Consider the following 21,363-nt stretch of genomic DNA (forward strand, 5'->3'; position numbering starts at 1 on the left):
TGACTCACAATGAACATCCTCTCCCACGGACACAAGATCCGTACAAATAGGGTGTCCACTAAACGAGGGTAACCTCATTTGGCTTTGGACAGGTCATCAAAAGACGCTCCCTCGCTGATGGTGAAGTCGCCGAAGCGTTGCCCCTTGTAGCGGTCGGATACGTACTTGAAAAACAGCAAGGTGAGCACATAGTCCTTGTAGCGTGCAGGCTCCACACCTCCACGAAGCTTATTAGCTGCTTCCCACAGCAACGAGTAAAGCTCTGTCTTTTTCACTGCCATCCAAAATCCCTCGTAGAAAATAATTTAGTAATCAGTGATGTCTATGCCGGCCTTCATCAACCGCTCATACCGGTCAATCGATATCAACACCGCCATGGGCCTGCCATTCTTCAACACGAAAGCCGCCTCATCTTCCTCGGACAGCTTCGTGATGATCTTCGATGACTGACCACGCAGAAAATCCGACATATTATAAAAATCCATCGTCGTCTTCTCAGGTTCCGCTTCCATTCACGCCTCCCTCACCTAACTGAGCAGGTAGTTAAGTTAGCGACCCTAAAAGTCATTACCATCTTCACTATTCTACGCTAACAAAGAGGACCGTGGAAAGAACAACGCCCCCCTTAGTCGATACCCGCTAACGGAAAACGCAAACCACACCCCCTGAACACCAGCACTCACCTTGAGTGCGGTTAGAGAACCACCTCACAACAGCAAGAAACCGCGCCCTGTAGCGAATGAAATTACTTCAGAATCACGAAACCCCTGCTCAACAAGAGTTCTTGCTGTCACGCCGCACTTATCAAATCCGACGTCTTAGTCTCCATTAAGCCCCAGCTAGAACAGTGTTTCAGCTGGGGTATTTTCCTATCATCACTGACTTCCGGATCGTCCGTGCTATTACCGAGCGTAGGCAGGGAACAGGCTGAGAACGCCGAAGAGATGACTCGGGGCAGAAGTTAGAATGGTTCCTGTGGATAAGGGACAGGAAGAGATTATTGAGCGGCTCCTAGAAAAGAGCAAGGAAGCTTTTGCTCTTGCAGTGGAGCTGTACAACAGGCCAACGTTGAAATACCACGTGGAGACCTGTTCAATTTTTCTCTGCAACGCATGGGAACTAATGCTCAAGGCGTACCTGATCCGAGAGCGGGGAATCGAGTCGATCTATTACTCGGACGAATCTGGAAAGACAATTGCTCTAGCAGACTGTCTCAAGAAGATTTTTACGAATGATAAAGATCCCCTGCGCATCAACATGGCGGAAATCATTCGCTTCCGCAATGTCAATACTCACTTCATCACTGATGAGTATGAGATTTTCATCGGACCGTTCCTGCAAAAGTCTGTCATGAATTATGCAGATAAGCTCCTCGATCTTCATGGTGAATCCGTTAGTGATTTAATACCGGAGAATCACTTGACGTTGGCCGTGCGCCGCGGTGCAATTGACCCTGACGTGATTCGGACGAAGTACGAGCCTCATGTCGCAGAGAAGCTTCTTAAGATGAGGCAGCTAGCCGCCGACGCGGCAGGAACCGGAGAAGGAGGTGCTGCTGCCGTCATCTACGAGACAAACCTGCGCATCGTCAAGAAGGCGAAGGATGCCGACCTTAACGTCTATGTCGACAAAGACGCGGAAGCCGGCGTCACCATCGTTAAAGACATCCGAGATGCTGCTTCCTATTACCCTTACACAGTTGGTAATGCAGTAAAAGAGGTGCGAAACCGGTTAAGGAAGTCGAAAACCACTATTTACTTCCGAGGCGAGGAAAAGCTATTCAACCGGTGGCACTTCAATCTCTTCAATAAGGTATTCCAATTTAGAGAGGATGCCAGGTACGCACACGATCGCAGCACCGCTGGAGAACCCAATTCATCCTGGACATACTCTCAGCGAGCAATCGAGTTTATCGTTGCACAACTCGAAAAAGAGCCAGGGACGTGTATTGATGCTTTGCAGGCCAAGGCGAAAGCAAAGTAAAAACGCCAACCCTCGGAGCAAAGGAATTCTCAGGCCGAAGCCCTACTCCCATTCGGGAACCCAGCTTTATCCTTCTTGGGTTGGCGCTGTACCCGCAAGAATAGTTGGGCGTGAGGCTTTCTACAACACAATTTTTCCCGGTGTGCTCAAAATGGCTTCAAAGCACTAGATAAACACAGCACAAGAATTCTGAATTTCGGGAAGCACCCTCAGTAGTCCAAGCGTCACTAGCCAGCGTCTGTGGCCAAGTGCAGCTTGTTTCTGCTTGCGCCGGTAATAGACTTGGCGGCGCACATGAGCGACGACATCGCCTTCCTCATCGATGATGTCCACGTCGAACCAATGCAAATACTTCTCACCGTTGGCCGTCTTTTCTTCGATGAGCGCGTAAGTCTCCTCGGGGATACGCATATCGGCGGTGACCGTGCCGCGGCCGGGTTTCAGGTACTTAATCTCACCAGCGGCATCCCAGATGCGGTACTCCTTGCCCAGTCGATGCATGGACGCAAGCATGAAGAACGGGTCCGTCATGGCGGAGAGCGTGCCACCGAAGGCAACACCCATGGCGTTCTTGGTCAGCATGTTTGGCCTGTGGCTGACAACGACGCGAGTGCCGTCATCAGCAAATTCTTGGATCTTGATGCCAGCGCCCAAGAAGGGCGGCCAGAATCCCATGAAGCGCTTGAGCTGGCGTGCAGAAAAGCGGGCCATGAGGAAAGCTCCGTATGAGTTGTGGGGGACAGGTGGGCTAAATGGCGCCAACTCTACCGTTACGGGATAGGGGATAGTTTCGGTCCGTAGCGTGCCGTTTGCCATGGTGACATTTGGCTATATCTCCAGATAACTGGCGAAGTAGATTTACTACAAAATTAATTGCTATTTGCCGTCGTTGCCTTGGTTACCGGAGTCACCGTACATGGTGGTCTTCAGTGTTGGGCCCGTAGTGAGGATAGAGGTGCCAAACCCTGATACGACAAGGGCCGCAGCTGGGCCAATGGCACTTACAACAGGTGCCCCGATGATGTATCCAATAAGCATTGCGGAGCTGTTAATTGAACCCATCGTAGAAAGGGCTTTGGGTTTCACTTCATCAGGTACGGATCCGACAACGACTATTCGTAGTGCGGCTACCTGAGCGGCATTGCAGACTCCGCCCAGGAGGAAGCATGGGATGCAGAGCCACAATGAGGGAAATAGTCCAGGTAAAGCTATGAAGCACCCCATGGCGAATCCTGCCCCGGTCAGGACCTTCTCGGCGTTCTGTGAGTGAAAGCGAGCTGAAAGCCGTGCACCAAAGATGCGGCCGACGATAAATGCTTGGGCAATGATGGCATATAATGTACCGCTGACGTGGAGGGTCTGTGTCGTATAGAAGACAAGCGAAACGTTGAAAATTGAGGTGCAGATAATTGCTCCCCAAATGCTGGTTAACGCGGACCGAGCGCTTCTATTCTTCAGCAAAAGAGAAGGTGCTTCGAGGACCTTCTGGAGAAAACTCGGTGAAGAGTCTTTGGTTTCTGGATGAAGCAGTGTTTTCTGGGGTGAGGATTTATAAAGGAAATAAAAAGCAAGCAGCGAGACTCCAACGGCGCAGGCTTCAACGAAGAGCGCTGTCTGCAGGTTTCTTTGGTCCAGTAGTAATCCACCTAGAGGCGGTCCAAGGAATCCGCCGCCAAGTCGGGCTGTATCTAAGAGGGAGAAGGCTTTCGCCTGCTGACCTTCGCCGACCTGAGAATCAGCGATGGTGAAAATGGATGGAATTGACAGGCCGCTTAAGCATGCGGTGACGAGGTTTCCAAGAATGAGGATCGAAGGCTCTGGATAGGCCGCCATTGATAACAAGCCCAGAAGATCCAAGAAAAGCGCAGCAAGCGCAATGTGATAGCTGTTGAATGTGTTGAAGAGCGGAGTCAGAAAGGGGACTGCAAAAACTTGAGCGCAAGTACCCGAGATGAAGATGCTTGCCACCAACAGTTCGCCTTTGTTGAGTTCGGCGAAGTGGAGTGAAATCGAGAGGCTGGTCATTGACCCGCACACTGACAATAAAAAATATGTGGTGGTCAGGGTGTAGATAGATAAAAACCCTTTGCCACCACTATTTCTTGGAGGATGCATTTAGGCTGACTTTATCCAATGCTCAATTGAAATATCGTCTTGGTGCACTCCCATTGAGCTGAACATATTCGAATGTCGAGCGTCCTGAAATACGCTTTTCTTTTCTTTGAAAAATCCCATGTCGTACCAAGCGACTCCGAAGTGGACAACCGCGCTTCCATCTTCGAGGACTTCCTTGATGACGAACTGCCAATCGTATGGTCCTGGGACTTTTGGACCTCTTTCTGCCAGGCGGGCGTCGGACACCTCGAGCTGATAAAGGCACTTGTCCAAGGATTCTGTGTCAGAGAGTCGGATTGAAACTTTGCTTTCAGCAACCGCTTCTCGGCCTTGAACTCTGGATGGAGTCGAACCTCCTACTGTTACTATTTCTGGAAGTGTTTCAAATATGAACATGATTACTCCTGGGTGTGATGGTTATGACATTAGATAGAATAGTGATGTGCACAACACATTACAAGGGAGTGGGGAAAGAAGCGATCTTTCTGAAGATTTGTGGCGTCACTTTTTTACACCTCTAGACCTGTATGCCCCCGCTTCAAATGGAGGCAGGTCATGCTCTGTGTACAGGAAAAAGTAGCGCTAGCGCTAGTGTCTTTCGCTCTTGTGAACTTCAAAATGTAGAGCATGAAAAAGTTTGTGATTGGCATAATTGCTGTAGTAGCCGTGATTGTCGTGGCGTTTGTCGGGTTTGTGGGATTCATGCAGTGGGTAGACGCAGATAGCGTGACAGGTGATGACGGCGTGGCTGCCGGCTATAGCGCTGAAACGGGTGGCCCGCTGGAAGCATCGTTTGCGGGCGAGGGGCCGCACGAGGTCGATGTGCGGCGTGACGGTGATGTGACCGTTGTGGCACCGACGGGCGCGGGACCATTTCCGGCGGTGGTCATGGCTAATGGCACGAACACGCCATTGAGCAGCTACCTACCCGTGGCGGAGCATCTGGCTAGTTGGGGCTTCGTGGTTGTCGGCGATGAGACTCCCCAAACCGGAACCGGGGAGAATGTCGTGCACTTAATTGAGCGCTTGCCGGAACTGGAATCCCGTGTGGACCGATCGCGGGTCGGTATTTTCGGACACTCACAAGGTGGTGCTGGTGCGATTAACGCTGCGGCACAAGTGGAGGTAGCAGCTGTGTATGCGGCGAGCCCGGCGTCCCACGCCCGGCGTCCCACAAGGTGGCACAGTCCAATGACTGGGACTACACCACCGCGGACGTCAAGGCGCCGCTGTTCTTGATGACGAGTGATGGCCGCTCGGACCGCTGGCTTGTCAGCCCGTGGTCAGACCTACAGGAGAACTTTGACGCCGCCGGTGGGCCGGTGATCGGTGCACGGCGGCTGGGCGCGGACCACAAGGACGTCCTTGAGTTCGGGAATGGTTATGCCACCGCGTGGTTCCGCTACATCCTCACTGATGATTCTGATGCACGAGATGTATTCGTTGGCGCTTCACCGACGGACGCTGGTGAGTTGGCGAATAACGAGCTCTGGGACCGAGTAGATACCCGCGGTTGGTAACTCGCAGCACCCCATGCGGTGCACCCGAAACATTCACAAAAATCGACAGCCCTGATAAATTTCAAATGAATTATCAACCGGGCTGCGCCACGCCAGCCTGTACAAGCAGAATCGAATGAGTCATGCAGGCAGAGGCAACTAAGATTCAAGGCCACGTGGAAGGCCTCTACATCGATGAGAACTTCGAGCTGCGCGCCGGGGCCGTCACGTTCGGGGAGAGTATTGAGGGCATAAAGCTTGGCGACGTCCCCGCAGCCGAGGCCGCCTGGCGCGCCGGGGACCCAGATGCGTTGCTGTGGGTACCCGGTTTCGTGGACCTGCACAACCACGGCGGCAACGGCGGGGGATTCCCCAATGGTGCCTATGAGCAGTGCCTGGCCGCCGCCCGTTTCCACCGCGCGCACGGCACCACGACGTTGCTGGCCAGCTTGGTTTCCGGTACCCAAGAAGAGCTGTGTGCCCGGGCCGAGCTTTTGGCTCAGCTGGCTGAAGAAGACGAAATCGCCGGCATCCACATGGAGGGCCCTTTCATCGCCGCGGCCAAGTGCGGCGCACAAGACCCTTCGCGCATCGTGCCAGGTGACCCGGACTTCTTCCGCGCGGTGATTGAAGCGGCCCGCGGCCACCTGCGTTCGATTACCTTTGCGCCGGAAACGGAAAACGCTGACAAGCTGCTCGAAGTCTGCGCGGAGCATGGCATTATCGCCAGCTTGGGCCATACCGAGGCCGATTATGACACCACGTTGGGCGTCATTGCCCGAGCTAAGGAGCTCGGAGTCACCGTGACCGGCACGCACCTCTTCAATGGCATGCCTTCTATTCACCACCGCGCGCCGGGCCCGGTCGCGGCTTTGCTCACCGCGGCGAAGGCGGGGGACGTGGCCGTCGAGCTCATCGCAGACGGCGTGCATCTTGTCGACGGCACCGTAGACATGGCCCACAGCCACCGAGCCTTCGCCATCACTGATGCCATGGCGGCCGCTGGAATGGCCGACGGTGACTATGAATTGGGCTCCCTTCCCGTCACGGTGAGCGGGGGAGTAGCGCGCGTGCCCAGCGGCGCTATCGCGGGTGGTACGTCCACCTTGGCCCAGCAATTCGCCAGCTTTGCCGCGCGACATGGTCTGGGCGAGGCAGTGCGCTTTACCTCCGCCACGGCCGCCGATGTGTTGGGGTGCAAGGAACTCGGCCGCATCGCGGTTGGTGCACGCGCCAACCTGGTGGGCCTTAATGCCCAGCTGGAACCGGTGCGAGTCATTGTCGGTGGTACCGAATTTATAAACTCTTAAAACAACACTCTCGCTCACATCAGGAAGGCAGATCATGGACATCCTTATCCGCTCTACCCCAGCCGAGGTTGCCGTCGCGGCTGCCGATATCCTCGCAAGCTACGCCAACAATTCCGCCACCCTGGGCCTGGCCACGGGGTCCACCCCGGTGGCCACGTACAAGGAACTCATTGCCCGCCACGAGCGCGGCGAGGTCAGCTTCGCAGGCAGCCGCGCTTTTCTTCTCGACGAATACTTAGGCCTCGCCCCCGAGCACGAGCAGTCCTATTACGCCACCATCCGCCGTGACTTCACCAGCCACGTCGACTTTGACGACGCCCTGGTGAAGAGCCCAGAAGGCAACGCTACCGACCCCGTGGCGGCGACGGCCGCCTATGACCAGTCCATCCGGAATGCCGGAGGCGTCGATGTCCAGTTGTTGGGTATTGGCGCTAATGGCCACATCGGTTTCAACGAGCCGTCGAGCTCCCTGACGTCCCGCACCCACGTGGTGGCGCTGCACCCGCAGACCGTGAAGGATAACTCCCGCTTCTTCGACAACGAGGAAGACGTTCCGCGCCACGCGCTGACTCAGGGCCTTGGCACGATTAGTGAGGCCCGCCACCTGCTCCTCATCGCCACCGGCAGCAATAAAGCCAAGGCTGTGCACGCGATGGTCGAGGGCCCACTTTCAGCGCACTGCCCTGGCTCGGTACTGCAGCTGCACCCGCGTGCGACCGTCATCGTTGATGAAGCCGCTGCCTCCCTCCTGGAGGACCGCGAGTACTACCTTTACGCGGACCAGAACCGTCTGTAGGAAAAACTTCAGCCAGATTTCTCTTTCTAAGTTCATACTTCTCCCTTTCAGAAAGGACTCTCCCTTATGAAATTCAATGTGATGGGGCCGCTGCAGCGGCTCGGAAAAGCCCTTATGGGCGCTGTGGCGGTGCTGCCCGTCGCTGCAATTCTCAGTGGTGTTGGCTACTGGATTTCTAGTGCGGCTGGCCCGGATAACCTCGCCGCCCAGCTGCTGATCAGCTCCGGTGACGCGGTCCTGGCCAACCTGGGCTGGATCTTCGCCATCGCCATTGCCTTCGGCCTGGCTAAAGATTCCAACGGTGCCGCCGCGCTCTCTGGTTTCCTGGCCTTTGCTACCTTCATGAAGCTGCTGGGCCCCGACGCCGTGGCCGGCTACCGCGGCATTGAAGACCCCACGGCGCTGACTGGTGATGAGGCACTGGAGTGGGCCGCGGAAGGCTGGAACGCCGTGGGCGGCGGTAACGTCCTCTTCGGCATCCTCGCCGGCATCATGGCCGCCTGGGTATATAACCGCTTCCACGGCACCAAGCTGCCGGACTTCCTCGCCTTCTTCTCTGGGCGGCGCCTCGTGCCGATTCTGACCGCGATCTTCGCCATCGTGGTCTCCGGCATCCTCTACTTCGTGTGGCCGTTCATTTACCACGCGCTGTTCAACTTTGGTGCCTCCATCCAGGGCCTTGGTGCGGCGGGCGCTGGTATCTACGGCGTGGCCAACCGCCTGCTCATCCCGACCGGCCTGCACCACGCTCTGAACTCCGTCTTCTGGTTTGATGTCATCGGCATTAATGACATTGGTAATTTCCAGAGCGGCCAGAAGACCATCGAGGCAGCCGCCGCTGCCACCTCCGCTGCTGACTGCCCGGGTATCTGGGCCAACGGCCAGTGCACGGTCGAGGGCGTTGTGGGCCGCTACCAGGCTGGATTCTTCCCCGTCATGATGTTCGGTCTGCCAGGTGCGGCGCTTGCCATGTATCTGCGCGCGGATAAGAGCAAGCGCAAGGTCGTCGGCTCGCTCATGGCTGCTGGTGCCCTGGCTTCCTTCTTCACCGGCGTGACCGAGCCGCTGGAGTTCTCCTTCATGTTCGTTGCCCCGCTGCTGTACGTGGTGCACGCACTGCTCATGGGCCTCTCGGTCTTCATCGCCGCAGCCATGGAATGGACCGCCGGCTTCGGTTTCTCCGCGGGCTTTGTGGATATGCTGCTCTCCTCCCAGAACCCGCTGGCGAACAAGTGGTACATGCTGCTGGTCATGGGCATCGCCTTCTTCGCCCTGTACTTTGTCATCTTCTACTTCCTCATCGGCTGGCTCAACCTCAAGACCCCGGGTCGCGGTGAGGACGATGCTGCCGCAGAATCCACGGAGGATTCTGTCAGCGGTGATGACAAGACCGCTCGCGATGCCGCCCACATCATCGAGGGCCTAGGCGGCAAGGACAACATTGATTCGCTGGACTACTGCACCACGCGCCTGCGCGTCGGCGTGAAGGAGCGTGCGCTTGTTCGCGACTCCTTGATCAAACGCGCCGCCGTCTCCGGTGTTATCCACCCCTCCGAGAAGAGCGTGCAGGTCATCGTCGGCCCGGCCGTGCAGTTCATGTATGACGAGGTCAGCCACCAGCTGCACCACGGCTCCCCGGCCCTGGCCACTGCGGGCGCTGCGAGCTCGGCAGGTGCCGCGGGTACTGGAGCCAGCGTGCCTGCCAGCGCCGAGGGCGCCAGCAACAGTAGCGCTTCTGCTAGCAATTCCCACGTCGAGGCCGAAGGTATCGACGTGCGTGCCCCGTTCGCCGGAGACGTCGTCGAGCTCTCCCAAGTTCCGGATGCGTCCTTTGCGCAGGGCATGGTGGGCGAAGGTTTTGCGGTGATGCCGGATGCAGTCGATGCCTTCGACGTCTGCGCCCCCGTAGACGGCACCATCACCATGATCTTCAAGACGCGCCATGCCTTCGGTATGCAGACCGCGGATGGGCTGGACCTGCTTATCCACATCGGTATCGACACCGTGGAGCTCAAGGGCGAAGGTTTCACGGCCCTGGCCAAGAAGGGCGATACCGTCACCGCTGGCACGCCGATCATCGCGGTGGATGCCAAGGCGCTACGCGAGCGCGGCGTCAACCTCATCACCCCGGTGGTGTGCCCGACGGCCAAGCAAGTCGCCGGCATCGACATCACTCGCGAGGGCCATGCCCTGCCAGGTGAGGTCGCAGCAACCGTCAAGCGCAGCAGCTAATCTGCCCCTCGGCCCACCTCAGGGGCCGGCGGGACTAAAACCCAGACATAAAAACTGCCCTAGTTGCCAAAACCTTCGCTCCACATCGCATGAAGCAAGGTTGGTTTTGGCAACTCGGGCAGTTTTGGCTTGGGGGTTCTATGCCTTGAGAGGAATAGGCGTGGGCTAGTCGGTGCTCCTTAGCAGGCGCGGCACCACCTTGCCCGTGGCGTTGCGCGGCAGCTTGTCTAGGAAGTGGACGTCGCGCGGCACGGAATGGTCGGCGAGGTTGTCGCGGACCCAGGTGCGGATGGCGTCGGCAGTCACGGCGTTGCCCAACGCATCACGGGTCGTCACGGCCCACACGGCGATGCGCTGGAAGGTGGTCTCATCCTCCACGCCGCCTGCATGCACCTCCGCGATGCCCGGCATGGCCTCCAGCACCTCGGTGACCGACTGTGGGTGGACGTTCTCACCGCCGACGATGATCATGTCATCGGCGCGGCCCACCACATGCAGGTAACCCTCGGGGTCGATATAGCCCAGGTCACCGATGGAAATGAGGCCATCGACCTTGTTGAGCGGAATCTTCGGGTTGGTGTAGCCGATAAGTGCGGTGGAATTGGTCAGGTAAATCTCGCCGACCTCACCGCGGGGAACCTCGTTGCCGTCCTCATCGAGGATGCGCAGTTTCGTGCCGGAGGCAATCTTGCCGCCAATGGTGGGGTCCTTGGCCACCTCCTCCATGCTGGCCGTCGATGCCAGCGCGAGCTCCGTCGAACCATAGACATTGCACAGAATCGGCCCGAAGCGCTCGTGGGTTTCCTTGACAATCTCCGGGGTCAGCGCATGGCCAGCCGAGGCAATGAACTGCAGGCTCGAGGTGTCGTAGTGTGCATCGGGGTCGGCTTCGACCATTTGACGGAAGAAAACGGGGGAGGACAGCAGGCCATCGAGCTGGTAGCGCTGGATGTCATCGAGTGCGGCCGCCGGGTCAAAGACACGCCGCGTCACGATGGTGTTGCGAAGTCCTAGCGCAATGTTGATGCAGGCCCAGCCCCACGTGTGGAAAATGGAAGCGGTCATCTGCACCTTCTGGTTCGCGCGCCACGGCACCGAGCCCACGATGGAGGCCACGACCACCGGCATTGTGGGCTCTGGGCGCATGATGCCCTTGGGAATTCCGGTGGTGCCGGAGGACATGAGCACGATATGTCCGTGCTGGGGCCAGGCGGGAAGCTTGTGCTTCTCGACGTCCCGCGGGCGCATCACAATCTGGCGCAGCGTTGGGGCCGCAGCCAGCGCCGCCGGACGATCTTCGCCGGATTCGTGAGCGATGACGACGGAAAGGCCTTCGGGGAGGTCGCCAGCGGGGTAGAGGCGGTCAATGAACTCATCATCGATGACGAGCACGTTAATGCGGTTTTCTTCGATGCAGCCGGCCAGCTGCTCCGGGGAGGAACCTACATTGAGCAAGAAGATGTGCGCGCCCGCATAGCCCTTGGCTGCCAATGGGGTGATGATGCCGCGGCCGTTGCGGGCCATGACGCCCAGGCGGATCTCGTCGAGGTTTTGCGAGAGCAGCCAGCGCGCGAAAGTCTGGGAGTGATCGCGGAGCTGGCGGTAGGTGAGGGCCCCGTTGTCGTCGATAAGCGCTAGGCGTTCCGGGCAGGTCAGATAGGCTTGCTCGACCTCGCGGGCGGTGGTGAAACGGTAGCGTGCCAAGACAGGCAGGGTCGCAGCCCAAGCGCGGGGCCCACCGGCGGGGCTGATGAGGCCGGCGTGGAAGAGCGAGGGGATAAACCGCGCGATCGCGGTGGCGTGGAAGGTGATATCAGAAAGCTTCATAAGATTCTCGTGGTGGGGTAGAGGCGATAGGGAGGGATAGAAAGGCCGTCAATCAGAGCAATATGTTAAAGGTGTTGCTATTGTTACATAAGCTTCAATCGTTAGCTTAGTCTATTATGGTTTCGGTCTAGAACATACTCTTTCCCGAAAGGAACTCGTCACGTGAAGTCTACTCAGCGCCTCGCGGCCCTCTGCGCAACCCTCCTCGTGGCAGTCGGTCTTTCTCAGGCTCCCCAGGCAGCAGCAGCGGAACGCAACCTCGTTGCCTTCGGCGACTCCGTCCTGGCAGACCCGCAGTTGGATACCTACCTCTCCTCGCGCTTGGGCTCGTCCGGCCGCAATCCCAGCCTGGATTGCCCATCCGGTAATAACTTTGCCAAGCGTACCGCCGCCAAGCTGGGTATGCCGGTGGCGGATTTCTCCTGCTCTGGTGCAGTATCGATGTCCCAGGGCCCGCAGATGAACGCGCAGGTTGATGACGCAATTCGCCGCGGCAAGCTCACCACTGAGACCCAGCGCGTGATCTACGCCGGCGGCTTCAATGACACCTACAACAACGCTGGGTTGTCTGACAAGGACATGCGTGCCCGCTTTGTTGGCGCAAATGCGCCCATCATCCACAAGATTCGCGCTGCTGCGCCGAATGCCCGCATTCAGATCGTGGGTTACCCAACCATCGGCTCTGGGGATCGCTACTGCCTCATCCATGTTGGTCCTAAGCCGGCCGATGCCACCGCTTTGCCGATGGTCCAGCGCTATGAGAACGTCACGCAGTGGATGCAGGTGGACCTGGCGCACGCGACCGGCACGGAGTTTGTGGACATGAAGCCGATGACGTGGGACCGCGGCATGTGTGCGGATGCCAATAAGCGCCTGTGGGCAGGCCTCGTGGACTTCTCCGCAGGGCCGGGCAACCTGCCGCTGCACGTCAATGCGCGTGGTCACGAGTTTGTGGCCAACCATCTCGCTAGCTTCTAAAGGCGAACTTGTCTTTTCGTTGGGCCCGGGCGACGTTGCTCGGGCCTTTCGCGTACCCTCGCGGGCATGACTGTTAATGAAAATGTAAATGAAAATAGATCCCAGCAAGGTGCAGAGGTTGTCCGCGGCGTCATCGCGCGCGCGAAGGGCGAGCCCGTCGAGACCGTCAACATCGTAGTTCCCGCCCCCGGTGAGCACGATGTCATCGTCAAGGTGCAGGCCTGCGGAGTCTGCCATACCGACTTGGCCTACCGCGATGGTGACATCGAGGATGCCTTCCCCTTCCTGCTGGGCCATGAGGCGGCGGGCGTCGTCGAGCGCGTGGGCTCCGCCGTTAGCCACGTTGAGGTCGGTGACTTCGTCATCCTGAACTGGCGCGCGGTGTGCGGTGAGTGCCGTGCATGTAAGAAGGGTGAGCCGAAGTACTGCTTCAATACTCACAACGCATCCGCGAAGATGACGCTCGCGGACGGGGATAAAGACGCTGGTACCGAACTTACCCCGGCGCTTGGCATTGGTTCCTTCGCCGAGAAGACCCTGGTCCACGAGGGCCAGTGCACCAAGGTAGAGGAGACCGACCCGGCCGCCGCCGGTCTGCTCGGCTGCGGCATCATGGCGGGCCTGGGCGCGGCCGTTAACACCGCTGACATCCAGCTTGGCGAGTCCGTAGCTGTCTTCGGCTGCGGTGGTGTGGGCACTGCTGCGATTGCCGGCGCGAAGTTAGCCGGTGCAGCGAAGATTATCGCCGTGGACCTTGATGAAAACAAGCTTGAGACCGCCCGTGAGTTCGGCGCAACCGACACTATTTGCGGCAAGGACCTCTCCGAGGATGAGGTAATCGAGGCTGTGCGTGAGCTTACCGACGGCTTCGGCACCGACGTCACCATTGATGCTGTAGGTATCCAGCCCACCTGGCGCCAGGCTTTCTACTCCCGCGACCACGCCGGCCGCATGGTGATGGTGGGCGTTCCCAACCTCACCGACCACGTCGACATCCCCGCCATCGACCTGTACGGCCGCGGCGGTTCCATCAAGCCGGCGTGGTACGGCGACTGCCTGCCCGAGCGTGACTTCCCGGCTTACGTATCCTTGTCCAAGAACGGCCAGTTCCCGCTGGACAAGTTCGTCTCTGAGCGCATTGCGCTAGACGACGTCGAAGAGGCCTTCGGCACCATGAAGGCTGGCAAGGTTCTGCGGTCCGTCGTCGAATTTTAAAGACAGCCGAATCTTCACAATCACGAGCTTTACCTCAGCCAGGAAAGGAACCCGAAATGAAGATTGAACAGTTTGTCACCTCTGGCAAGTTCCGCCTTGATGGCGGTGAGTGGGACGTGGACAACAACGTCTACATCGTCTCCGGTGGCCAGGAGCTCTACATCGTGGATCCGGCGCACGACGCCGAGCGCATTTACGACGAGGTGGGCGAGCGCTCCGTGACGGGTGTGCTGCTTACCCACGCGCATAACGATCACTGCGAGCTCGCTCCTGAGATTGCTGAGCACTATGGTGTGCAGCTCTACCTCCATCCGGACGATGAGCAGCTGTGGCGCGAAACCCACGCGGAGTCTAACTACGCCGCGCTGGAGGATAACCAGATCTTCAAGATTGGTGGGGAGGATCTCGTGGTCTTCCACACCCCGGGCCATTCCCCGGGCTGCGTCGTGCTGTACGACGCCGCCGATAACACCCTGCTCTCCGGGGACACCCTCTTCAACGGTGGCCCGGGAGCGACGGGCCGCAAGTACTCCGACTTCGATGTCATCATCGAGTCCCTGCGCAACCGCGTGCTCAACCTCCCGCCGGAGACCCGCGTCCTGCCGGGCCACGGCGATGAGACCACCGTGGGCGCGGAAGCTGCCCGCATCGACGAGTACGTCGCCCGCGGCTACTAACTCTTAAACGCCGGCCCTAGGCCGGCGTGCGGGCAGCCTTGATGCCCACCGCCACCGTGGCGGCCAGGGACAAGGCGAACCAGACCCAGGCATCCGCTACGCCTTCGCTGAAGCTGCGAGCCTTTTCCTGCACCGCGAACTGCGCATCCGTGCTCAGTACCGCGGGCAGTGTCGCACTGCCATAACTGACAATGAACAGCGCGCCGATGAGCACGAAGAATGCGCCCGACACAATGGACACGGTATTCGTGTGCACGGGGCCTATAGTGACCTCGCGTCCGCGCAGCCACCGCCACGAACCGACGTCGAGGCGCTCCCACAGCGCAGCCAGCAGGAAGAGCGGCGTGGCCATGCCCGCGGCATACGCCACCATGATGATCCCGCCATAGAGTGCGCTGCCGGATGCAGCCGCCGTGGTGAGAACAGCACCCAACAGCGGGCCCGCGCAAAAACCGGCAAAGCCATACACCGCACCAAGCAGAAACACCCTGCCCCGGGCTTTTCCGGAGAGCGCATCCATGCCGGGGATGCGAAAGCCACCGCCCAGCGCGGTAAAGATTCCCAGGGCGATAATGATCCAGCCCGCCACCGTGATGACCTGGCTGCGATACTGCGCGAGCAGGGCGGCCAACCCCATGCCGATGGGCACGAGCGTGGTGCACAAGCCTAGGAAGAACACCAGGGTCTTAAACAGCAGCTGGCGCTGCGAATCAAAGGCATAGGCAAAGAAGGCCGGCACCAACAGCGCTGAACAGGGGCTGATCAAAGTCAGCACGCCAGCGATGAGGGCACCGAAAATCCCGATGCTCATACGCTCACCCCCACCGCATAACCACCCAGCAGCCCGGTCAGAAGGACGAGCGCGATGAAGACCCACACAATCAGCGGCGGCTTATCCATTGGCTGCCTTTCCTAGCTGCTCTTGGATGATCTGCTCAAATACCTCGGGCGGCTGTGCGCCACCGACGAACTGGTCTCCCACCACGAATGCCGGAGTACCCGTGATGCCAATCTGGGAAGCATAGCGAGTGGCCGTCTCGATGACCTCCGTGTAGGTATCGTCCGTGGCCTGCTGGCGGAACTTATCCAGGTCTGCAACGCCGGCCTGCTTGGCAAATGTCATGAAGTCGTCGATGTCGAACTCTGGGTGGCCACTGATGTCCTTGCTGGCGGTGTAGAGCTCGTGCTTGAACTCCGCGAACTTGCCTTGTGCTGCGGCAGCGCGTCCGGCCTTGGCTGCCTCGATGGCGGCGGGGCCGTTGACGGGGAAGTCATTCCATTCAATGCGCACCAAGCCCTTCTCCACGTACTTGGTGAGGATATCCGGCTCGGTCACGTTGGCGTGACGGGAGCAGAATGGGCACTCGAAGTCGGAGAACTCTGAAATCACTACGGGGGCATCCACCGCACCAATGGCGAAAGGATCATCCTCCTTCTTGCGGTGCACCACCGTAATGTCTCCGGACTTGGTGTCACCTCCGGGGCCGAACGTCATTGGGTCACCCTTCCCGTCGGAGAATTTCGTGCCGGGGGTGGCCTTGTCAGCATCCTTCGCCAGGTCTTCGGCGGGCGCCGCGCTCGTCGCGGTCTTCTGCGCTGCGGAAGTGCTTTCATTGCTGGAAGAGGTGCGCTCTGCCAGCAGGAAGCCGATGATGATGGCCAAAACAACAACGATCACCAACAATCCCCACGCCACGGGGCTGATGGTGGATAGCGCTGACTTCTTCGAATCACTGGTGGGGCGAGAGGATGAACTAGGCATGCGATTACCTTAACGCGTTTAAGCCCGTTTGGGTGGTGGCGGCTCCTGACACAGGGCGAGGGACGCTTAGGTGCGTACGGATCGATCAAATAAGGCCTCAGATTCCGTTGGTTTTCGGTCCTTATTTGATCGATATGTACCTCGGTCTCAGCCCTCTTGGGCGGCGGCGAGAAGGTAGCGGCCGTAGCCAGACTTCAGGAGAGGCTGAGCCAGCGCGGTAAGCGCTGCAGCGTCGATGAAACCTTCTGCAAACGCGGCTACTTCCGGCGAGCCAATGACGGTGCCGGTGCGCTTCTGCATGACTTCCACATATGCGGAGGCCTCGCTCATGGAGTCCACCGTTCCGGTATCGAGCCAAACATCACCGCGCTGCATGCGCTTGACGTGGAGCCGACCGCGGCGCAGGTATTCCTCGTTAATTGCGGTGATTTCTAATTCCCCACGTGCGCTGGGCTTAATGCCTTTCGCAATCTCCACTACGGAGTTGTCGTAGAAATACAACCCCACCACGGCGTGATTGGATTTCGGCGTGGCGGGTTTTTCCTCAATGGAGAGAGCCTGGCCGGTCTCGTCGAAATCCACGACGCCATAGCGCTGTGGGTCGGAGACCTCGTAGGCAAAGATGATGCCGCCATCGGGGTGGCGGCATTCATTAAGTGCAGTGGAGAAGCCGTGGCCTTCGAAGATGTTGTCACCCAAGACGAGTGCCACGTCGTCATCAGCGATGAAGTCTTCCGCAATGAGGAAGGCTTGGGCCAAGCCTTCTGGACGCGGCTGGACCGCATAGTGAAGCATGAGGCCCAGCTGGGAGCCATCTCCCAACAGGCGCTTGAAGGCGTCCTGGTCCTCCGGGGTGGTGATGATGAGGATCTCACGGATGCCGGCCTGAATCAGGGTGGTCAGAGGATAGTAGACCATCGGCTTGTCGTAGATGGGCATGAGCTGCTTCGAGATGCCCTTGGTAATGGGATAGAGGCGGGTCCCAGAACCGCCTGCGAGAATGATGCCCTTCATGGGCTTTAAGCTTAACGGAGGGGTCCCGCGCCGGGGTGCGGCGGCGCGGGCTGGCGAACATAACACTTAACTTCCCACTTAACATAACACGTGGGAAGTTAAGTGTTATGTTGAGTGTTATGCTGGGTAAAGCCCCAGGTAGAGGGCCAAAGCGGCCCGCCAATTCATCGGTGTGAAGCCGGTGGATTCAATCTTGGACAAGTCGAAGGCGGACTCCTTCGGGCGAGGAGCTTCGGGTCCGGCAATCTCGCGGTACTGCTCGGTGTTCACCGGCGTGACATCGGCGGGGTCCTGGCCCACGCCGGTGAAGACGGCCATGGCAATCTCGTCGCGGCCCACCACGTCACCGGAGTTGGAGATGTTGTACACCCCGTACTCGGCCTTGGCCTTGAGCAGGTGAATGATGCCCTTGGCCAGGTCCTCGGCAAAGGTGGGGCGGCCGCGCTGATCGTGAATGACGGAGGGCTTGACTCCCTTATTCGCCAGCGAGCGCATCGTGGACATGAAGTTGGCGCCATCGCCAAAGACCCACGAGGTGCGGATGACGTAGTGGCGCGGAGCGGTTTGCGCGGCAGTATCGCCCGCGGCTTTCGACGCCCCGTAGGCCGAGAGAGGTGAGGGCAGTTCCTCCTCATCGTGGACCTCGTGGGAGCCATCGAAGATGTAGTCGCTGGAGACGTGCACCAGGGTGAGATTGTTCGCCGCGGCAATGCGCGCGAGCTTTGCTGGCGCATCGGCGTTGACCGCCCAGGCCGCAGCACGATTGTCCTCCGCGCCGTTGACGTCGTTATAAGCCGCGCAGTTGATGATGGCGGAATACTGCTTCCACGGACGGGCAGGTGGGTTGGTGATGTCAAAGTCCTCGTGCCCACAGAACTCTACCGCGCCCAAGCCAGCGGAGGGCAGGAACTTCTTTAATGCGCGGCCCAGCTGCCCGTTGGCGCCGGTGACGAGGATACGGCGAGGGGGCATGGGGGAGACGTCGCCAAGCACGGCGTGGTCCCTGTCCTTGTCGGAGATTTCCGTCGGCTCCAGCGGCCAGTCCACCATGTCGAGGTTGACGCAGGTGTACTCCGCATCCGGGGACCAGTGGTCATTGACCAGGTAGGAGTAGACGCAGGCCTCCAGGGCCTGGAAGCCGTTGGCCACCCCACGCGGGACGAACACGGCCGTGTCGGGGCCAATCTCATGGGTCACCAGCTGGCCAAAGGTGGCAGAGCCCTCGCGCAGATCGCACCACGCGCCGAACACCCGGCCAGACGCCACGGAGACGAACTTATCCCACGGCTCCGCATGTAGGCCGCGCGTGACACCTTTCTCCGCATTGAAGGAGACGTTATTTTGCACGGGCTGAAAATCCGGCAGGCCCGCCGCCACCATCTTTTCGCGCTGCCAGTTCTCCTTGAACCAGCCACGGTTATCGCCGTGGACGTCGAGCTCCACTATGAGCAGGCCCTCGATGGCCGTTGTCTGCACCTTCATGTTTCTTCTTTACTGTCCTTGCCTGGCGTAGTTGGCTTCGACTTCTTCCTTGCCCGCGCGCCACCAGGCCTCGTTGGCGCGGTACCACTCGATGGTGGCGGCGAGGCCCTCCCGCAGGTCCGTATAGCGTGGGGTCCAGCCCAGCTCGCGGCGCAGCTTACTGGCGTCCATGGCGTAGCGCTGGTCATGGCCCGGGCGGTCCGCCACGTGGATGTAGTTCGCTCGGTCGCCGTCAGTAGCCCCCATGAGCTCGCAAATCATCTCGATGACCTGGCGGTTATTCGTATCCTCCTGGTCGGCGCCGATGTTATAGGTCTCACCAATCTGCCCGCGGTCCAGGATGGCGAGTACGGCCTCGTTGTGGTCATCCACGTGAATCCAATCCCGCACCTGCTCGCCGGTGCCATAAAGCTTGGCCGGCTGGCCCAGGAGCAGATTGGTGATCTGTCGTGGGATGAATTTCTCAATATGCTGGTAAGGGCCGTAATTATTGGAGCAATTCGAAATAGTTGCCCGCAGCCCAAAGCTGCGTACCCACGCGCGCACCAGGTGATCCGAGCCGGCCTTCGTGGCCGAATAGGGCGACGACGGGTTGTACGGAGTCGCTTCCGTGAAGTACGTATCTGCGCCGATCTCTAGGTCCCCGAAGACCTCATCGGTAGAGACGTGGTGAAAGCGCACATCGTGGCGGCGGCAGGCCTCCAGCAGCACGAAGGTGCCCATCACGTTGGTGTGGAGGAAGGGCGAAGGGTCCCGCAATGAGTTGTCATTGTGGGACTCGGCAGCGAAGTGGACGACGACATCAGCGTGGGCCACGAGCTTGTCGACGACCCCCTCATCCGCCACATCGCCCACCACCAGCGTGGCATCCACGCCGGCGAGGTTGGCCCGGTTGCCCGCGTAGGTGAGCTTATCGAGGACAGTAATCTCCACCTCTGGCCGCTTCTGGGCCACGAGTCTGACGAAGTTTGCCCCAATAAAGCCGGCGCCGCCGGTCACAAGCATTCTGCGCATGGTGCTCAAGTGTAGGGCATGGCGGCGAAGTTTTAAGCCGGGAACTTAGGTAGCGCTTCGTGGTTGAGCCACTCGTCCAGAAGAGCATCCACAGCAGCGGGATCAACAGCCACTGCACGCAGACGGCTGATGAGGTCCTCCGGGGTCACCGTGGAATGCTGTGCGGCGGAGAGGTACTCACGGACCGTGAGGAAGAAGATCTCATCACCCAACAGCCGACGCAGTGCATGGACGGTCAGCGCGCCGCGCTTATAGACGCGGTCATCAAACATGTCGCGCGTGCCCGGGTCACTCAAAACAATGTCTTGCCGCTTGCGGGCCAACACCTGGTAATGCGAACGCGCAGAGTCATGCGCCGGGTGGCCATGGGCATGCTCGCGCCACAGCCACTCGCTGTAGCAGGCAAAGCCCTCATTGAGCCAAATATCCTTCCACTCACGCAGGCCTACGGAGTTGCCGAACCACTGGTGGGAAAGCTCATGAGCGATGAGACGCTCGAAGACGTGATCACCTTTGACGTGGTTGGAGCCGAAGATGGACAGGCCCTGGGCCTCCAGCGGGATTTCCAATTCATCATCGGTGATGACCACTTGGTAATCGGGGAAGGGATACTCGCCAAAGAGACCGGAGAAGAAGTCCAGCATCTCTTGCTGCTGAGCAAACTCATCCAACACCAGCTGCTTCAGGCGGGCTGGTGCCCAGGCGCGGACGTTGCGGCCCAGGCTGATGTCCATGTACTCGCCTACCTGCACTGTGGCGAGGTACGTCGCCATCGGGTGCGTCACGCGGTAGTGCCAGCGCGTCATGGAACCACCCGAACGGCGGCGGGAGACCAGCGTGCCGTTGGAGATCACGATGAAAGGATCATCCGCGGTGATGCGGATATCGAAGGTGGCCTTCTCACCAGGGGTGTCATCACACGGGAACCAGCTCGGTGCGCCATTAGGCTGGCTTGCGACGAGCGAGCCGGAATCGGTCTCCTCCCATCCAATTTCGCCCCACGGCGTGCGCAGTGGGCGCGGCGAGCCGCCATAGCGGATGTGCAACTCGAATTCTTGGTCCTTCGCGATGGCGTCCGCAAAACTCACGCGCAGCTTTCCGGCAGAAAGGCGGTGGCGGGCCACGCGCGGAGCATTCTTTGCGGTAACGCGGCGAGCAACCATAGCTCCGCCGAGGTCCAACGTGAGCTTATCCAGCTCTTCCAGTGCGCGGATGTGCAGTACCGCAGTGCCTTGGAGCATGTTGGGCTCCACGCGGTAGGTCAGGTCCAAATCATAATGGGTAACCTCAAACCCGACGTTAAAGTCCACTCCCGTATAGCTATCCCGAGTGTGCGCGGCGGTTCCGTGAGCGGCGGTGATATGCGAAAGGGCGGTGGAAAGCAGCTTCATAATGCCGCTATCCTACCGCCCTTATCCCGCAAGACCGAAAAGCTTGGGGCTCTTGGTGGAGGCCTCTA

Annotated in this window: 21 protein-coding genes; 9 read left to right on the forward strand and 12 right to left on the reverse strand. The window is 59.2% G+C overall.

Annotation, left to right across the window (positions count from 1 at the left end):
- Positions 1 to 74: 74 nt before the first annotated feature.
- Positions 75 to 281: a type I restriction-modification system subunit M N-terminal domain-containing protein gene (locus tag QP922_RS00005; protein WP_284807224.1), complete on the reverse strand. Its 207-nt coding sequence runs from the start codon at positions 279 to 281 to the stop codon at positions 75 to 77.
- A 24-nt stretch (positions 282 to 305) separates the two neighbouring features.
- Positions 306 to 512 carry a type II toxin-antitoxin system prevent-host-death family antitoxin gene (locus QP922_RS00010; protein WP_049146082.1) on the reverse strand — a complete coding sequence of 69 codons (207 nt, stop codon included), beginning with the start codon at positions 510 to 512 and terminating at the stop codon, positions 306 to 308.
- Between the two features lie 454 nt (positions 513 to 966).
- Between QP922_RS00010 and QP922_RS00015 the strand changes: the two genes are divergently transcribed.
- Positions 967 to 1,983, forward strand: coding sequence for a DUF3644 domain-containing protein (locus QP922_RS00015; protein WP_070433096.1), 1,017 nt, complete (start codon positions 967 to 969; stop codon positions 1,981 to 1,983).
- A gap of 165 nt (positions 1,984 to 2,148) precedes the next feature.
- Here QP922_RS00015 and QP922_RS00020 read toward each other — a convergent pair whose 3' ends face one another.
- The 3 genes from QP922_RS00020 to QP922_RS00030 form a co-directional block, all read right to left on the reverse strand.
- Positions 2,149 to 2,694 (reverse strand): DUF4442 domain-containing protein, encoded by a 546-nt coding sequence (locus QP922_RS00020; protein WP_284807227.1) that lies wholly within the window; start codon positions 2,692 to 2,694, stop codon positions 2,149 to 2,151.
- Between the two features lie 165 nt (positions 2,695 to 2,859).
- Complete coding sequence (locus QP922_RS00025) at positions 2,860 to 4,098, reverse strand: MFS transporter (RefSeq protein WP_284807228.1); 1,239 nt, start codon at positions 4,096 to 4,098, stop codon at positions 2,860 to 2,862.
- The gene (locus QP922_RS00030) at positions 4,099 to 4,494 is read right to left on the reverse strand and encodes a hypothetical protein (protein WP_070537291.1); all 396 of its coding nucleotides are present in this window, start codon (positions 4,492 to 4,494) and stop codon (positions 4,099 to 4,101) included. It lies immediately after the preceding gene.
- A 231-nt stretch (positions 4,495 to 4,725) separates the two neighbouring features.
- Here QP922_RS00030 and QP922_RS00035 point away from each other — a divergent pair, with 231 nt between their 5' ends.
- The 5 genes from QP922_RS00035 to nagE all read left to right on the forward strand — a co-directional run bounded on the left by QP922_RS00035 (position 4,726) and on the right by nagE (position 9,935).
- Positions 4,726 to 5,337 (forward strand): alpha/beta hydrolase, encoded by a 612-nt coding sequence (locus QP922_RS00035; RefSeq protein WP_284807230.1) that lies wholly within the window; start codon positions 4,726 to 4,728, stop codon positions 5,335 to 5,337.
- Complete coding sequence (locus QP922_RS00040; RefSeq protein WP_284807231.1) at positions 5,337 to 5,618, forward strand: hypothetical protein; 282 nt, start codon at positions 5,337 to 5,339, stop codon at positions 5,616 to 5,618. The genes QP922_RS00035 and QP922_RS00040 overlap by 1 nt, the downstream gene beginning before the upstream one ends.
- A gap of 122 nt (positions 5,619 to 5,740) precedes the next feature.
- Positions 5,741 to 6,907, forward strand: coding sequence for an N-acetylglucosamine-6-phosphate deacetylase (locus QP922_RS00045; RefSeq protein ID WP_070669681.1), 1,167 nt, complete (start codon positions 5,741 to 5,743; stop codon positions 6,905 to 6,907).
- A 34-nt stretch (positions 6,908 to 6,941) separates the two neighbouring features.
- Positions 6,942 to 7,703 (forward strand): glucosamine-6-phosphate deaminase, encoded by a 762-nt coding sequence (gene nagB / locus QP922_RS00050; protein WP_070669680.1) that lies wholly within the window; start codon positions 6,942 to 6,944, stop codon positions 7,701 to 7,703.
- A 66-nt stretch (positions 7,704 to 7,769) separates the two neighbouring features.
- Positions 7,770 to 9,935 carry an N-acetylglucosamine-specific PTS transporter subunit IIBC gene (nagE, locus tag QP922_RS00055; RefSeq protein WP_284807232.1) on the forward strand — a complete coding sequence of 722 codons (2,166 nt, stop codon included), beginning with the start codon at positions 7,770 to 7,772 and terminating at the stop codon, positions 9,933 to 9,935.
- Positions 9,936 to 10,100: 165 nt separating this feature from the next.
- Here nagE and QP922_RS00060 read toward each other — a convergent pair whose 3' ends face one another.
- Positions 10,101 to 11,762: an AMP-binding protein gene (locus QP922_RS00060; RefSeq protein ID WP_284807234.1), complete on the reverse strand. Its 1,662-nt coding sequence runs from the start codon at positions 11,760 to 11,762 to the stop codon at positions 10,101 to 10,103.
- A 162-nt stretch (positions 11,763 to 11,924) separates the two neighbouring features.
- Between QP922_RS00060 and QP922_RS00065 the strand changes: the two genes are divergently transcribed.
- The 3 genes from QP922_RS00065 to QP922_RS00075 all read left to right on the forward strand — a co-directional run bounded on the left by QP922_RS00065 (position 11,925) and on the right by QP922_RS00075 (position 14,632).
- Entirely contained in the window at positions 11,925 to 12,740 is an 816-nt protein-coding gene (locus QP922_RS00065; protein WP_284807235.1) for a GDSL-type esterase/lipase family protein, read from the forward strand.
- Between the two features lie 66 nt (positions 12,741 to 12,806).
- Positions 12,807 to 13,955, forward strand: coding sequence for an S-(hydroxymethyl)mycothiol dehydrogenase (locus QP922_RS00070; RefSeq protein WP_284807236.1), 1,149 nt, complete (start codon positions 12,807 to 12,809; stop codon positions 13,953 to 13,955).
- 56 nt (positions 13,956 to 14,011) lie between these two features.
- A complete protein-coding gene (locus QP922_RS00075; protein WP_070669669.1) occupies positions 14,012 to 14,632 on the forward strand; it encodes an MBL fold metallo-hydrolase in 621 nt (206 codons plus the stop codon).
- Between the two features lie 16 nt (positions 14,633 to 14,648).
- Here the strand turns inward: QP922_RS00075 and QP922_RS00080 are convergent, their stop codons facing one another.
- From QP922_RS00080 to QP922_RS00105, 6 genes are all read right to left on the reverse strand, one after another.
- A complete protein-coding gene (locus QP922_RS00080) occupies positions 14,649 to 15,443 on the reverse strand; it encodes a cytochrome c biogenesis CcdA family protein (protein WP_284807237.1) in 795 nt (264 codons plus the stop codon).
- A gap of 81 nt (positions 15,444 to 15,524) precedes the next feature.
- Complete coding sequence (locus QP922_RS00085; RefSeq protein ID WP_284807238.1) at positions 15,525 to 16,394, reverse strand: DsbA family protein; 870 nt, start codon at positions 16,392 to 16,394, stop codon at positions 15,525 to 15,527.
- A 147-nt stretch (positions 16,395 to 16,541) separates the two neighbouring features.
- The gene (gene rfbA, locus QP922_RS00090; RefSeq protein ID WP_284807239.1) at positions 16,542 to 17,408 is read right to left on the reverse strand and encodes a glucose-1-phosphate thymidylyltransferase RfbA; all 867 of its coding nucleotides are present in this window, start codon (positions 17,406 to 17,408) and stop codon (positions 16,542 to 16,544) included.
- Positions 17,409 to 17,525: 117 nt separating this feature from the next.
- Positions 17,526 to 18,890, reverse strand: coding sequence for a sugar nucleotide-binding protein (locus QP922_RS00095; RefSeq protein WP_284807240.1), 1,365 nt, complete (start codon positions 18,888 to 18,890; stop codon positions 17,526 to 17,528).
- Between the two features lie 9 nt (positions 18,891 to 18,899).
- Positions 18,900 to 19,904 (reverse strand): dTDP-glucose 4,6-dehydratase, encoded by a 1,005-nt coding sequence (gene rfbB, locus QP922_RS00100; RefSeq protein WP_284807241.1) that lies wholly within the window; start codon positions 19,902 to 19,904, stop codon positions 18,900 to 18,902.
- A gap of 32 nt (positions 19,905 to 19,936) precedes the next feature.
- Positions 19,937 to 21,295: a M1 family metallopeptidase gene (locus QP922_RS00105; protein ID WP_284807242.1), complete on the reverse strand. Its 1,359-nt coding sequence runs from the start codon at positions 21,293 to 21,295 to the stop codon at positions 19,937 to 19,939.
- Between the last annotated feature and the right edge of the window lie 68 nt (positions 21,296 to 21,363).

The organism is Corynebacterium sp. MSK218 (assembly GCF_030232655.1).
Taxonomy (GTDB): Bacteria; Actinomycetota; Actinomycetes; order Mycobacteriales; family Mycobacteriaceae; genus Corynebacterium.